This window comes from Paenibacillus thiaminolyticus (genome assembly GCF_007066085.1).
GTDB lineage: Bacteria > Bacillota > Bacilli > Paenibacillales > Paenibacillaceae > Paenibacillus_B > Paenibacillus_B thiaminolyticus.
Genome location: NZ_CP041405.1, coordinates 2,176,149 through 2,190,317, shown reverse-complemented (window position 1 = coordinate 2,190,317; position 14,169 = coordinate 2,176,149). Strand labels below are relative to the sequence as shown.

General features: G+C 53.5%; 16 protein-coding genes. All 16 read left to right on the top strand.

All coding sequences use genetic code 11. The features are described from left to right. Positions 1 to 9 precede the first annotated feature (9 nt). The 16 genes from FLT43_RS09855 to FLT43_RS09785 all read left to right on the top strand — a co-directional run bounded on the left by FLT43_RS09855 (position 10) and on the right by FLT43_RS09785 (position 14,161). Positions 10 to 570: an XkdW family protein gene (locus FLT43_RS09855; RefSeq protein WP_087445053.1), complete on the top strand. Its 561-nt coding sequence runs from the start codon at positions 10 to 12 to the stop codon at positions 568 to 570. Beyond that, the gene (locus tag FLT43_RS09850; RefSeq protein WP_087445054.1) at positions 567 to 707 is read left to right on the top strand and encodes an XkdX family protein; all 141 of its coding nucleotides are present in this window, start codon (positions 567 to 569) and stop codon (positions 705 to 707) included. The genes FLT43_RS09855 and FLT43_RS09850 overlap by 4 nt, the downstream gene beginning before the upstream one ends. Positions 708 to 1,059: 352 nt before the next feature. Next, the gene (locus FLT43_RS09845; RefSeq protein ID WP_087445055.1) at positions 1,060 to 1,491 is read left to right on the top strand and encodes a phage tail terminator family protein; all 432 of its coding nucleotides are present in this window, start codon (positions 1,060 to 1,062) and stop codon (positions 1,489 to 1,491) included. Further along, positions 1,481 to 1,654 carry a hypothetical protein gene (locus FLT43_RS29310; RefSeq protein ID WP_164776460.1) on the top strand — a complete coding sequence of 58 codons (174 nt, stop codon included), beginning with the start codon at positions 1,481 to 1,483 and terminating at the stop codon, positions 1,652 to 1,654. The genes FLT43_RS09845 and FLT43_RS29310 overlap by 11 nt, the downstream gene beginning before the upstream one ends. Further along, the gene (locus tag FLT43_RS09840) at positions 1,654 to 2,970 is read left to right on the top strand and encodes a phage tail sheath family protein (protein WP_087445056.1); all 1,317 of its coding nucleotides are present in this window, start codon (positions 1,654 to 1,656) and stop codon (positions 2,968 to 2,970) included. The genes FLT43_RS29310 and FLT43_RS09840 overlap by 1 nt, the downstream gene beginning before the upstream one ends. 1 nt (position 2,971) lies before the next feature. Then, positions 2,972 to 3,430 carry a phage tail tube protein gene (locus FLT43_RS09835; protein WP_087445057.1) on the top strand — a complete coding sequence of 153 codons (459 nt, stop codon included), beginning with the start codon at positions 2,972 to 2,974 and terminating at the stop codon, positions 3,428 to 3,430. A 30-nt stretch (positions 3,431 to 3,460) separates the two neighbouring features. After that, positions 3,461 to 3,883, top strand: a complete 423-nt coding sequence (locus tag FLT43_RS09830) for a phage tail assembly chaperone (protein ID WP_087445058.1) — start codon at positions 3,461 to 3,463, stop codon at positions 3,881 to 3,883. A 264-nt stretch (positions 3,884 to 4,147) separates the two neighbouring features. Continuing rightward, on the top strand, positions 4,148 to 6,178 hold the full coding sequence (locus tag FLT43_RS09825) for a phage tail protein (protein ID WP_087445059.1): 2,031 nt from the start codon (positions 4,148 to 4,150) through the stop codon (positions 6,176 to 6,178). Beyond that, positions 6,178 to 6,849: a LysM peptidoglycan-binding domain-containing protein gene (locus FLT43_RS09820; protein WP_087445060.1), complete on the top strand. Its 672-nt coding sequence runs from the start codon at positions 6,178 to 6,180 to the stop codon at positions 6,847 to 6,849. The genes FLT43_RS09825 and FLT43_RS09820 overlap by 1 nt, the downstream gene beginning before the upstream one ends. 11 nt (positions 6,850 to 6,860) lie before the next feature. Further along, positions 6,861 to 7,829, top strand: a complete 969-nt coding sequence (locus FLT43_RS09815; protein WP_087445061.1) for an XkdQ/YqbQ family protein — start codon at positions 6,861 to 6,863, stop codon at positions 7,827 to 7,829. 2 nt (positions 7,830 to 7,831) lie between these two features. Next, on the top strand, positions 7,832 to 8,131 hold the full coding sequence (locus FLT43_RS09810; protein ID WP_087445062.1) for a DUF2577 domain-containing protein: 300 nt from the start codon (positions 7,832 to 7,834) through the stop codon (positions 8,129 to 8,131). Further along, the gene (locus tag FLT43_RS09805) at positions 8,128 to 8,541 is read left to right on the top strand and encodes a DUF2634 domain-containing protein (protein WP_087445063.1); all 414 of its coding nucleotides are present in this window, start codon (positions 8,128 to 8,130) and stop codon (positions 8,539 to 8,541) included. The genes FLT43_RS09810 and FLT43_RS09805 overlap by 4 nt, the downstream gene beginning before the upstream one ends. Then, positions 8,534 to 9,646 (top strand): baseplate J/gp47 family protein, encoded by a 1,113-nt coding sequence (locus tag FLT43_RS09800; RefSeq protein WP_087445064.1) that lies wholly within the window; start codon positions 8,534 to 8,536, stop codon positions 9,644 to 9,646. Before FLT43_RS09805 ends, FLT43_RS09800 begins: the two co-directional genes overlap by 8 nt. After that, positions 9,636 to 10,223, top strand: a complete 588-nt coding sequence (locus FLT43_RS09795; RefSeq protein WP_087445065.1) for a putative phage tail protein — start codon at positions 9,636 to 9,638, stop codon at positions 10,221 to 10,223. Before FLT43_RS09800 ends, FLT43_RS09795 begins: the two co-directional genes overlap by 11 nt. Next, on the top strand, positions 10,220 to 10,504 hold the full coding sequence (locus tag FLT43_RS09790; RefSeq protein ID WP_087445066.1) for a ketopantoate hydroxymethyltransferase: 285 nt from the start codon (positions 10,220 to 10,222) through the stop codon (positions 10,502 to 10,504). The genes FLT43_RS09795 and FLT43_RS09790 overlap by 4 nt, the downstream gene beginning before the upstream one ends. Further along, positions 10,505 to 14,161, top strand: coding sequence for a pyocin knob domain-containing protein (locus tag FLT43_RS09785; RefSeq protein ID WP_087445067.1), 3,657 nt, complete (start codon positions 10,505 to 10,507; stop codon positions 14,159 to 14,161). It abuts the gene before it with no gap. Positions 14,162 to 14,169 lie beyond the last annotated feature (8 nt).

Here is a 14,169-nt window from a genome sequence, read left to right as displayed (position 1 = left end):
GGACGCACTATGAAAGAAGCAATCATAACCGACCTATCCGGACGCTACATCGAACCGATGCTCGTTACGGACTCCGTAACGGGCATTTTTGACCGGCGTGAACTGGTTGAGCCGAAAGAAGTATTTCCCAAGCCGGAACAGGACGACGCTCAACAAGCCGAACCGGAAACCATACTCGTAGGCTACACAGTCGCCATACCGATGCCGGATGGACTATATCAACCTATATTCGATATAGAAGGCTACCGGGAGGCCGAGGCAGACTTCAATGCCGCATACTCCGAATACCTGGCCGCCATGGCCGAGCATGACCCAGAGAGCGACGATCCGCAACCAGAACCGCCGCAGCCTGTGGACGGCACAAGCTTTTGGCGAAACGGCCTCACGGACGAGGAGATAGAAGCGCTCAATCCCCCGCCTCGTCCTTCACAATCCGATGTGCTGGGCCAAGAACTGACACAAATGAAAATCAAAAATATTAAACAGCAAAGCGTCATCGACAGCTTGGGCGCGGAGTTGGCGAAGGCAAAACTTGAACTGATCAAGCTCAAAGGAGGACAATCCGCATGACTTTCTGGAAGCTTGCGTTTGAATGCAAATGGATCGACGCGGAGGGGCTGCGCGCAGCCGTGAAAACAGAGTCCAACCCTTTCGGAGAAATCACACCGGAAGAGTACAAACAGATTACAGGAATTGATTTTAACTAGAGGACTTTTCCCTGTATAAGGCGCGTGGTGCAATGGAACTTCCTGGTCTGGAAGTGAACGGTGGTTTGGAATCTCCCCACATGCCGTGGCACCGCCAATCCGTCCCTGGCCTTCAACCTGTCCTCGATTTGGCCGGATGCTGGCACGCTAACGGTCGGCTTCCGATGATAAGATAATAGCGTGAAGTGGTGTGCCAATGAACCCGTGACGAAGGCGGATCGGAGGCAGCCCATGAATAGAGACCATTCGGATGATGATGCCGGGTGGTTTTTTTATTATTGGTGGGCAAGCTGGGGCTGCAGCCTCGGACCACTCACGGATTCTTATGCCGGATTGCAGAGGGGGAGAAAACGTGCACAGTGCCGAGATTCGGCAAGGCATCATGCGGCGGCTTGGGGAGATCTTCCCCGAAATGGCGGTCTTGGATGCCGAGGCGGCAGCGGACGCGACTGCGCCGTACTGCGCCGTCCGTATTCGAAGCGGAAGCCGGCAGCGCACAGGGGAGCGGCGCTATGCGGCAGCATGGCAAGTGGAGGTCGACTACGTGCCTGGAGAGGCCGGGGAACGGCCGCATCCCGATGAGGTCGCCGATGCGCTGTATGACGCGCTGGAACTCGTCGACTTCGGGACGATGCGCTGCCGCGGCGCCGAGATGAGCCACGAGTACCCGGATCATATGCTGCGCTTCCGGGTGCAGTATGCGATCACGCTGCTGCGGGAGCGGGAGACAAGCAGCAAGATGGAAGCAATGAAGCAGGAGGAGCGGATTCGAGATGAGCATTGATGGGCAAGAGACGGCTTACACGAAGGCGCAATGGCTGGAAGCGAAGGCGGACAGCGGACGGGAGCGGGACATGCTGCATGCGCTGCTCCGGGAGGACGGCATGTATGCGAAGGCGCAGGTTGCTGCGCTGCTTCACCAATTTATGATTCAGGAGGTATTGTGATGGCTGGAGGAACATGGATGACGCAGAACAAGGTGAGACCGGGCGTATATGTCCGCTTCGATTCGGAAGCGGGCCCGATGGGGACGATGGGAGAACGCGGGGTTGTGGCCCTGCCGCTGAAGCTGAGCTGGGGACCTGCTCGCCAGGTGCTGGAACTGCCGGCTGGAGAAGCGACTTTCGAGCTTCTCGGCTATGAGGTGACGGACAAGGCGCTGCTGTTGGTGCGTGAAGCATTCAAACGGGCCAAGACGGTACTGTTGTACCGGCTGAACGAAGGTACCATGGCGCAGGCCACTCACAAGGAATGGAAGGCGAGTGCCCGCTGCAGCGGCGTTCGCGGGAACGACATCGTACTCGTCGTTCGTCCGAACGTCCTCGATGATACGAAGATGGATGTTATCACAAAGGTTGCCGGGCGCGAGGTTGATCTTCAGACCGTCGCCCAGGCAGAGGAGCTGAAGGCGAACGCTTGGGTGCAATTCGAAGGCAGTGGTGTGCTGGAAGCGATCGCAGGCTTGCCGCTGACTGGCGGCGAGGACGGCACGGCGACGAATGAAGATCATATGAACTTCCTTGATGCGCTGGCGGTGCAGGATTTCCATACGGTGGCCGTGCCGTCGGAGGACAAGACACTTGCTTCCGTCTATACGGCATTCATCAAGCGGATGCGCGAGGAGGAAGGGAAAAAGGTACAGGCGGTGCTGGCGAACTATCCGCTGGCGGACAGCGAAGGCGTGATCAGCGTGAAAAACGGGGTCAAGCTGGCGGACGGCACTGTGCTCGGCGCTCCCGAAGCGTGCGTGTGGGTGGCTGCGGCTACGGCTGCGGCGGCGATGAATGAGTCGCTGACCTATACCGCGTATGAGGATGCGATCGACGCGGATGTGCGGCTGACGAACCGCCAGGTCGAAGCCGCGCTGGAGGCGGGCGAATTCGTATTCGTTCATCAGCGGGGCCGTGCGGTCGTCGAACAGGACATCAACAGCTTTACGTCTCATTCCCCGGATAAGGGCCGTGTTTTCTCCAAAAACCGGGTTGTTCGGGTGCTTGACGGGATTGCCAACGATATGAAGCAGTTGTTCGAGACGTCCTATGTTGGCAAGGTGAACAACAACGGCGACGGTCGCCAGCTGTTCCGCGGCGAATGTATCGCTTACCTTGATCAGCTCGTGCGCTTGTCCGCGATTCAGCCTTTTGATGCGCAGACCGATGTACAGGTTACGCCTGGCGATATGAGCGACAGCATCGTCATTCAATTGGCGGTGCAGCCGGTTGACGCCGTAGAGAAAATTTATATGAAAGTGAAGGTGAAGTAACATGGCATTGTTGCAGGCGAAGGATACGATTTCGGGCCGCGAAGGGCGGGCATTTGCCCAAATTGACGGTAAAAACGAGGAAATGTTCTATGTAAAGACGCTGGAGGCGAAGATCGAGAAGCAGAAAGCGGAAGTCAAGGTGCTCGGCAGCCGCAGCGTGCAGCATAAGGCAGCGGGCTGGACGGGAACCGGCAGCATGACGATCTACTATATGACGCCGCTGTTCCGCAATATGATGCTTGAATATGTCAAGAATGGCAAAGACACGAACTTCATTATCCAGATTACGAATGAAGATCCGATGTCCTCGATTGGCACGCAGACGGTCTGCTTGAAGAACGTCAACCTGAACAGCGTCGTCATGGCGAAGCTGGATACAGAGAGCGACGTGCTGGAAGAGGAAGTCGAGTTTACGTTTGACGACGTCGATATTTTAAATAACTTCAATAGCATTTCGTAATTATAAATAACATGCGAGGTGAAAGCAGCAATGAGTTCATTGCGATATTTTTTGGCCCAAAATGCGGAGGCGAATACGGAGACGGCTTATGTCGTCTCTACCCGCTTCAAGGATGAACAGGGAGAGCCGGTGCCATGGCAGCTTCGCAGTATCAGCGAGGTTGAGAACGAGCAGTGCCGCAAGGCCGCGACCAAACAGAAGAAGGGCAAGGGAGGCGCTGTGACGCCGGAGATTGATTTCAATGAATATACAGCGAAGCTGATCGTGGCGAGCGTCGTCTTTCCAGACCTGAAAAACTCGGAGCTGCAGCAATCGTATGGCGTCATGGGCGCGGAGGCGCTGCTTCGCAAGATGCTTCTGCCGGGAGAATATGCGGCGCTGCTGCAAGAGGTTCAGGCACTGAATGGATTCAATCAGGACATGAACGAACTCATTGATGAAGTAAAAAACTAATTCGGGAGGGCGACGGCGAAGCGAACTATGCCTATTACGCCCTCCACAAGCTTCGCATTCTGCCGCATGAGCTGCTCGACCTGCCCGAGCGCGAGCGGGCAGCCATCTATGCGATGATCGACATCCGCGTGGAAGAAGAACGCCGCGCGCAGCGCAAGATGAAGAAGCGGTAGAACATTCGCAGATGGCAGAGCCTTCTCTCTCTTATCGAATGAGACAGTAGATGGGAAGGCTTAGCTTCTGCCGGGGAAAGGAGGAGAGTTCATGAACGAGAAGCAGCTTATCATTTTCAAGCCGCCACAGCCGCCGGCTCCTATCGTGCTCCCCCAGCGTGTCAACCGCATGCGCAACGATTGGAGCTTTGAATTCAACCCGATTCTGAAAATGATGGGGATGACGCATCTGAGGATTATGGCCTCCATTGATGAAGTCGTTAAGAAGTCATTTCATTCGATGACGGAGTCATGGAAGCAGCTTGCTGCACACGCGGGCAAGGAATGGAGCGATGCGGCCCACAGCTTCACTAAAACGGTTGAAGCATCAGGCGCCTCCGCAGTGGAAGCAGGAGGGTCCACAGAAGAGAAAGGCAAGGAACAGCAACAGAAGAAGGGCAAGGGCGAAGAAGAGAAAACGGTAGGGCAGAAAATGAAAAGCGCGGCCCTTCCAATATTGAACGCACTCCAGACGATGGGCATCCATGCAATTCAGAATGCGGCTGCGGCGGAAGACTTCCGTTCCCGCTACCAAGCGCAATATGGCAATGCGCAGCAGGGAGCGGCCGTGTTCGAGACCATGAGATCCCAAGCGCTCAAGTCGGGGCGTGATGTGAACCAGTCATTGGAGTCCGGACTTGTGCTGACTGCGATTTCGAAAAATGCCAATGATGTCACCAAAATGAATGAGATGGTGCAGCGCTTAGCCGCCTTCCGGCCGAATGAAAATGCCGCTGGACTCGCAGGCTCGATGAAGGAGGCGTACTTCGGGAAGGCGGATGGCCTGCTTCAGCAGTTGAATCTGCCGATCAATGAGGATCTGCAGAAAAAAATGGAGTCTTTCGGCCAGACTGGGAATCTGGACGGCTTCCTGGAAGCCTTCGATGAACTGATGACCAAGGCCGGGATGAGTCAGGAATCTCTTGCTCTCTTAATGGAAAGTCCGGTGAAGCAATGGGAGCTTGCCGTCAATCGCTTCCAGGGCATGCTGGCCTTGATGGGCGAGACGGCCATGACGGCGTTTGGTCCGGTGCTGCAATTATTGAATCAGGCATTTGAGGAAGGACGATTCAATGGATTTTTCGAAGCGATTCATGGCGGATTGAGCTTGCTTGGCTCCATCACGGAAGCGGTCGTGAGTTTCCTGTTAGAGAATTGGAGCTTGGTGGAAACTGCTCTCGCTGCCATTGGCATCGTTGTTGCCATGGTCGCTGCGATTTGGCTCGTTCAGTGGCTGATTGCGGCTTGGCCGATTTTTGTGATTATAGGGGCGATTGGATTACTGATCGGAAACCTGAAAAATTTCGGTTTGACTACAGGAGAAGCAATCGGAGCTATTGTTGGCGCTTTTTTTTCTATGGCTGCATCAATAAAAAATAATATAGCTTTGATCTGGAATATACTCGTGGCATTCGGGGAATTTCTTGTTAATTTTTTCAAATCCCCTATTTATTCACTTCAAAAATTATTTTACGATTTGATGAAAAACGTTGTCGATTATGTTGCTAATATGATTAATACAATCCTTCGCGGTATCAACAAAGTCATTTCTTTTATTAACAAATTGACTGACTCTAGCATAGAAACGGTTAATGAGTGGAGTACGGATTGGGTAGAAAAAATAAAGCCGACAACCGAACGGGATGATTTGGCTGACTTTTCAAAATTCCGAATGGAGCAGACCGCTACTGACGCGGCTTTCAAAAGCGGCCAGGACTTCATCAAGAATAACAGTGCTTTCACGGGCGACCTGTTCAAAAAGATAACCGATCCCGGACCAACGGGAACGGATCAGTTCAAACCCATCGCTACAGGCATGAATGCGCCACAAATCTCGAAGGTAGGAGAAGTCGGCAAAATTGGCAAGGTCGAAGGCGAGGTTGACATTTCCGATGAGAAGCTGATGATGATGCGTGAGCTGGCGGAGATGGACAGCATTCAAAATTTCGTGACGCTGACACCGACGGTGCAGGTATCCACGGGCGACATCCACCAAGGCTTTGACTTCGATACGCTCATCAATCGCATCGAACAGAAGCTGGAAGAAGAGTTTGTCTCGACGGCGGAAGGGGTGTACGGCTGATGAATGAGTACCGTATCTTTCTGAGCATCAACAATCAGGAGCAGGTGATGGAGCTGCCCGTCAATCCGCCGCAGCTGCAGGTAAGCGAATCCGGGAATCTGTCCTCCTTCGACATTATCGGATTGGGCGAGGTGAACGCGATTCAGCCGATGAAGCTGGCTGAGCTGCAATTCAGCAGCCTGTTCCCCGCAGGACCGGCCCCGTATGTTCATGTTCCCCCTGAGCGGCTGCTCCAGCCGAAGGACTATGTCGAGATGCTGCGCGGCTGGATGAAGCGCCAGCGCCCGATACGCTTCGTGCTGACCTCGCCTTCCATGCGCATTAATCTCGCAATGGTTATCGAGAAGTTCACCTGGTCGGAGTCGTCCGGCAGCGTAGGGGATATCGATTATGAGCTCGGTTTGAAGGAATATCGCTTTTTCCATGCGCACAAAATGACGAAGTCCGCGAACACGGACAGCACCGTCACGATCCAGAAGGCCCCTCCGGAGCGGCCGGATGAGCGCATGATTCCTTCCACCTATACCCTTGGCCCGGGCGAATCGCTATGGGCGGTAGCCAAACGGTTTTTCAATGATGAGAGCAAGGCTGTTGAGATTCAGCGCCTGAACGGCCTTCGGAGCGATGAAGTCAAGGATCTGGAGCAAGGCCGGAAGCTGCGGCTGCGGTAGGAGGTGCAGGCATGATCGAAGTCATTATTGATAACCGCAATAAGACGATGTGGGATATTTCCGAGCTGATTACCGATATGACCTGGTCGACGGCCCGTTCCGGCAAGCCGGCTAAGATGTCCTTGACTTTTGTATCCGGAGCGCTGTTCCAGAGCCGTAAATTCACCGTCAACAATGGTGATGTCGTGCGGGTGAAGGTCGACGGCAAGCCCGTATTTTACGGATATGTGTTCACCATCGAGACCAGTGAGGACGATAAGGTGAAGCTGACCGCCTATGACCAGATCCGGTACTTGCTAACTAACGATACGTATGTACTCGAAAATGTGACGGCCACGGATCTCATCAAGCGGATAGCGAAGGACTGCGAACTGAAGATCGGCGAACTGTCCGACACGAAGCATGTCATTCCTCGCGTGTTGGAGGATAACAAAAAGCTGCTCGATATAATCTGCCGCGCGCTGGACAAGACGCTGATTGCGACGCGCAATATTTTCATATTTTATGACGACTTCGGCAAGCTGACGCTGCGGGATGCGAAAACGTGGACAACCGATATCATTATCGGCGAAGAGAGCCAGATGCGGGGGTTCTCGCACAAGCGGTCGATTGACGATGAGACCTACAACCGCGTGAAGCTGTTCCGGGACAACAAGGCGTCAGGCAAGCGTGAGACGTTCATTATGCAAGACAGCGCGAACATCGCGAGATGGGGAAGACTGCAGTTGTCCGACAAACTCGAAGAGGGCATGAATGATGCCCAAATCAAGGAGCTTCTCGCATCCTATATGAAGCTTCACAACCGCGAGAAAAAAACATTAAAAGTAGACGCCGTAGGGGATGTTCGCATTCGGGCCGGAATGTACATCCCTCTTTATTTGCCCGAACAACAGATTCAGCAATATATGCTCATCGATGAATGCTCCCACAGCTGGGACGGTTCGGGACATAAGATGTCACTAACATTGAAGGTGATCTAGATATGGGGATGCTGGATATTATCAAAAAAGCCGGAGTGGGCGCCGTCGAGGCATCCAGTCCGGTCTCGCTGCTGTTCGGTGAGGTGCTGAGCAGGGCGCCGCTGCGCATTCAGGTCGATCAGCGGTTCACTCTTCCTGCCAGCGCCATTGCCGTAACCGAGCGGCTGACCGAGTATAAGATACGGATCGGCACGGAGGAGGTCGTCATCCGGCAAGGGTTGAAGGCCGGTGACAAGGTGCTGCTCGCCCGTGCGCAGGGCGGCCAGATGTATATTGCCATCGACAGGGTGGTGGGCATGTGATTCCACAAGTGCTGATGGATATGGAAGATACTTTTGAAGTTGCCGAGGCCAGCCAGCCGGCAAGGACCTACCGAATTGACCGCAGAACGGGCAGGGTTGCAGGCATAACCGATGGTCTGGATGCGATGAAGCAGGCGATCGCCAAGCTGCTGCAGACGGAACGGTATGAGCATCTCATCTATAGTCCGAATTACGGAACCGAGCTGAGAGCAAATCTCGGATATGGCGCGGGCTTCGTTCAATCTGAATTGGAACGGGCGATTACCGAAGCGCTGATGCAGGATGACCGGGTGCGGAGCGTGACGTCATTTGAATTCCATTCGGCAGAGGATGCCATGCTGGTCAGCTTCACGGTGGAGACGACGGAAGGGACGGTGCAGACGATGAAGGAGGTGACCGTCAATGGATAATGGAATTGGAGGACAAGCGCGCTTGCAGGAGACGCCGCGGTATGAGGATATTTTGGCGCGCATGCTGGAGCGGGTTCCCAACGAGGTCGACAAGCGCGAAGGCAGCATCATTTACGATGCGCTCGCGCCGGTCGCGGCCGAAATGGCGCAGTGGTACCAAGAGATGAGCCTGAACCGCGAGCTATCCTATGCCGATACGGCCACAGGCGCTTATCTGGAGCGGCGAACGGCCGAGTTCGGCGTACGGCGTCTCCCCGCCGTCGCTGCCAAGCGGCGCGGGAGATTCTACGCTGCGGACGGCGCGCCTAGGAGCGTGCCGGTCGGCAGCCGCTTTGCGATTGAAGATCTGACGTGGCGGGTAACGGCATCGCTATCCCCCGGGGAAAGCGAGCTTACTTGCGAGACCGAGGGAGTGGAAGGCAATCGGCTCTATGGAGAACTGACGCCGATCGACTATGTTGCCGGTCTGGCACGGGCAGAATTGGGGGACATTCTCGTTCCCGGGGAGGACACGGAATCCGATGACGCGCTGCGAGCTCGCTATCTTGAAGCGATTAACGAGCAGCCGTTCGGGGGCAATGTGTCCGACTATCGGACGAAGCTCACCGTGATGCCGGGCGTAGGCGGGGTAAAGGTATTCCCGGCCTGGCAAGGGGGCGGGACGTTGAAGTGTACGCTCATCTCGTCGGATTATCAAGTTCCGTCGGCGGAGCTGATTGCCGAGGTTCAGGAGCAGACAGATCCGAAGGCGGCGGCCGGCCTGGGCGGAGGCTTCGCTCCCATCGGGCATCAGGTGACGATTACGGCGGTCCGTCCCGTGGAAGTGAAGGTCGAGACGACGCTTCAACTGGACAAAGGAATGACGCTTGGCCAGGTGCAGGGCGACGTCGAGCAGGTGCTGCAGCAATATATGCAGTTGCTCCGGGAGTCGTGGAAGGATCAGGAGAAGCTGATCGCCCGTATCAGCCAAATGGAAGCCCGCATACTCACTGTGCCGGGGGTCGCGGATGTAAGCGGCACGACGCTGAACGGAGCCGCGGCCAATCTGGAGCTCAGCGAGGAGGAAGTGCCTGTGCTGCGGGAGGTGAAGCTCAATGGAGCGTAACTATTGCTCCTATCTGCCTCCCTATTATGAGGGCATTCGCGAGTTCGAATGGCTGGGAGAGACCGTCGATGCAGAACTTAAGGGCGTCGCGGCCGGGGCCGACAAATGGCTGAACGATCAATTTGTGCTCACGGCCAGCGAGGCCTCGTTGAAGCGGAGGGAAGAAGAGCTCGGCATTCAGGCCGACCCGACACTGGAATCGTTGGATTTCAGAAAAAAGCGGGTTATGAACCGTTACTCCACCAAGCCGCCGTTCACGGTGCGGTACTTGCAGGAGCGGCTCGACTTCTTGCTGGGCGGCGATCGGGCCAAGGTGGAACTCGACGTCGGCCGCTTCGAGCTGACCGTTCGGGCGAAGCTGACCGATGCGGCGATTTTCAAGGAAGTAGAGCATACGGTGCGCTTCATGAAGCCAGCCAACCTGCTGTACCGGCAGGCTACGTCCTTGTCGGACCGGATTGAGGTTCAGGAGCAATTGAGCCGTATCCCGCTGCAACGCCGGACGAAGCTGTCGACAGGCTGGAGGCTGGGACGGGCGCCGTTTGCCGAACGGGGACAGGAGGTCGTATTGAAATGATTAGTTCTATTTTATTGCAGGAAATGGCGCGGCACGTCAACCGGAGAATCGCCAAGGTCGTGCTGAACCAATCCGTGGAAATTACGGATTTTCAGATCAAGGATGTATCGGAGCAGGAAGTGCTGATGGAATACATTATCCCCGCCGGGGCGGCGGAGACTGTGACGCTAATTGAACTGCAGGATGAAGCCGGCACGGTCCTGACCTCGAATCCGGTATTCATTCCGCTCACAACCGACACGCTCATCAAGCATCCAATTGCAATCAAGGAGGTGGCTTAGATGCCATACGAGGCAAAGACGGACTGGAAATACGACGACCTCGTCACCGAGAAGGACATGAACCGCATTGAGCAGGGTCTGAAGGACGCCCATGTTCCTGCCCACCAGCCGCTAACGCTGAACCCCGGCCTCCAGGTGGTGGAGGTCGAACAAGACACGCCGTTCCGGATGGGGGAGGTGAAGGGACGGACACTCATGAATTTGTCCGGTAGAGAAGGTAACTTTGACTATCGGACATCGCCGCTATTCACCTTTTTCGGGACCGGGGAGATCATTCCCGCATCTACTCCCGTCGGAACGAAAGTCCAGAAGATCGTATGTGATCGTGCGGCAGACAGCCCGGGGCACTTTGGCGCCAGGTACGAACTGAACATTGACCGCTCGAAGCATTATGTGGCGGTAGCGTACCTGGACAACATTTCGTGTGATGAACCTGTTTATTTCTCCCTTGCGGAATGGAAAAGCACTGGATACTATACGATCCGCAAATCGGGAAATGTCAAAAAGGGGAAAGGGATGCAATATCGATACATTGATATTTCCCCGGATCGCCTTGAGACACAGGAAAAGCTTGTTTTTTACTTCCGTGGAGAAGGGACAGCAGGCGCAGAATTCCGGATCGGCGCATTCGGAATCTACGAGATTTCACAGGCCGAGTATGAAGCTATTGGAAAGATGAAGTTTGCTCAGGTTGCCGAACGCTATCCATACGTAGACAGCATGACCAACGTCAAGAACCCATATGCCATCGTGACGGGAGGCAATCTGCTTCCGCCGTTTTATGAGTGGTCGCCACAAGGCGTTGTAAAAGTGACATCACCGTATGAAGCTGAATTAACCCCTACGACGAACGAGGTTACAGCACTTTGGTGCGATATTCCGACTTCGCCTAATACTGACTATATATTAAGTATCGACCAAAACGGGGCTACAATGTCGGTTACTGGTGGTGCAGATGGAGCAATAATAGTAGATAATACGGCTGCTACTTCGGCAAAGTTTAATAGTGGAGATAGAAATACGATTAGAGTATACGTGTCAAATTTTTTAATAGGAAGTGAGACGCCAAGTATAGGCAACTTCACGTTCAAAAACCCGATGCTCACCATCGGCACCGAACCGAGGCCCTTCGCTCCGCAGCAGCGCAGCATGATCGCCTTCGAGGCGGAGCTGGCCGCTCATCCAGTAGACGGCAGCAATCCCGATACGCTATTGATGGGAGACGATGGGCTACCGTATGTACTGGGGGCGTGGAAGAAGATCACGCTGGATGGAGCGTTGGACTGGAAATTAAACGGAACCGTTAAGAGTGACTTTAAAATCGTAACAGTTACAGGACTTCCACCTGCGATTAAAACAGTTCCGCAAGGTATTATGGTCGATTACAAGGGCGTGACACTGACTAATGATTTAGCTGGCGTGAGTGGGTGGACTAGTGGTGGTTGTTGGCAGATGGGGGATGCCGCGTATAACAATCTTTACGTGTCCATATCCAACACAGACAGCGGATGGGGGCAGGATTACAATCCGACGCAAGATGAGATAAAGGCGTATTTCTTGGGTTGGAAGATGTACGACCCAAGTACAAACCTTGACGGAACCGGTACCTATAATCGATCAGATGGGTTGATCAAAGCTTGGACACCGCTTGATAGTTTTAACGGAAATTTTTATAACGGGGTGTATAAGGGCCCGGGCGTGCCGAACGAGATACCAAGTTTAAAAAACACAGATGTATATGTTAAGCACCGTTCTTGGACTCCATACCGCCTCCAATACCTGAAGGTGAAGCCAACCGTCGAACCCGTCCGGAATTATGAACTAGGCGCGACTCTGTGCGCAGGATCGAACATGGTCGAGGTCGGCAGCGGTATTGTCATTCGGGAACGGGCGAACCCGGTGAATCACGCAGGTTTGTATTATCTCGTCAACCACATCAACTTTCCTGCGTCTTATTTACAACACAAGGCCAAGAAAATCGCCATTTATGCAAACAACGCTATTGATAGTAATTGGACGCATGTGGATATTGACGCGTATGGTTTAGACAGAGTGTTCTTAGAACATTCGTATTTCGACCCAACCGCAGTCTACCACGTCACTTATACGATGCTCGATCCAACGATTCCGGCTCCAATCAGCGGCACCGTGGCGGCGAACCTGCGTGGGACTGTGTCGGCTCTAGTTCGAGCGGTTAGCTTGCTTGAGTCTGAGATTTCCATTTCCGGCGAGGTAGCAATGACTGCGGCGGATGTTGGGGCTGCGGCCAAGGATGAGTTTGATGACTTGAAGAAAAATGCTGTAGTTAAGAATGGGGATTCTGTCATTGAAGGAATGCTGTCAATGTCCAAAAATGATGGCCCACATTTGCAGCTAAAAGGCACGACATCTTCGTTTGGCGAATGGTATGTTGGGAATGAACGAAAAGGGTACTTCGGTGTCGGGGACGCTTCTAACCCGGACAGGGTGTCCGTTGTCAGTGAAAAAGGCTCGCTGAACTTGTATGGTGCCCAAGGCGTGAATATAAATGGGATTGCTGCATATAGACAGGCGGTATATCTAGGTGAAGGAACAGACTTAAACGCCGTTACTGGAGAGGGGCTTTATTATTGCCCAGCAAACGTGACTGTCCAAACAATGAAAAACGTGCCTTTGGCCGATGCTTTTGCACTTCAGGTGTTCCGGCATGCTGGAGTTACCCAAGTGTTTTACAACTATAGATCGAATCCGGGAGATGGTAACTTAGCTGCGCAGTATAAGCGGAGCTACTACAACAACCATTGGACGCCTTGGTATAAAGTAGCTGATAGCAGGGATATTGACGATTTAAAGCAATCTGTCGTTGATGGGAAAGGGAAAGTCGCGGGGGCCATCAACGACATGGGAGGTGGGCCAGTCTCCGCGAACAATACTTTCGACGAGTTAGCGGCAGCTATTCGCGCTAACCAAGGTGCTTCAGGTAGCACAGGCTTGACTAAACAATTCTTTGACAATTTTTCAGGAAACTTCTCTGGGCCCACACCATTCGATGCAATTTCCGGTTCGTTCCACTTTAACAAGGATGGGAATGCTGTCGGTATAGCAGTTTCGACCAAGGGTGGGAATAATTATGACTATGTTTTACGAGAAATAAGCCCTTCAGGGGTGCGTTTGTCACAGCAAACTATTGAAAGCGGAGCGTACATGTATGATACGTTCCGAGGCGGTGTTGGGTTAGCGAAACCGGGAAAATATGCTTACGCTATCCGGCCAGATTCCATTACAACAACGCGAGTTCGCATACGTAATTCTTCAGGGACCTTGGTGTCTAGCGTGCAGCCACCGGTGTCTGTGACGTTACCATACACTTTCGACATTACAGAAATTGGTGGTACTTACTACCTATCTTCGTTTGAGTGGCAAGGCGGCACTGCATTCAGAGCTACAATATACGACAGCAACTTCAACAAGGCATTTACTTCCACAGTCCAAGAGACGGCCTCAGGAAATTTTAAGGGCGGCTATTTTATTGACCCTAACACGGCGCTGTACCAACTCAATGGTAGTGTTTTGTGCATTCGTTGGACTTTGGCTAATGGGTGGCAAGAGGTACAATCAAATTATGTAAGTGATTACTATTACACACAATTATTGGCGGCATACGCATACAGACAATAAGGAGGAAA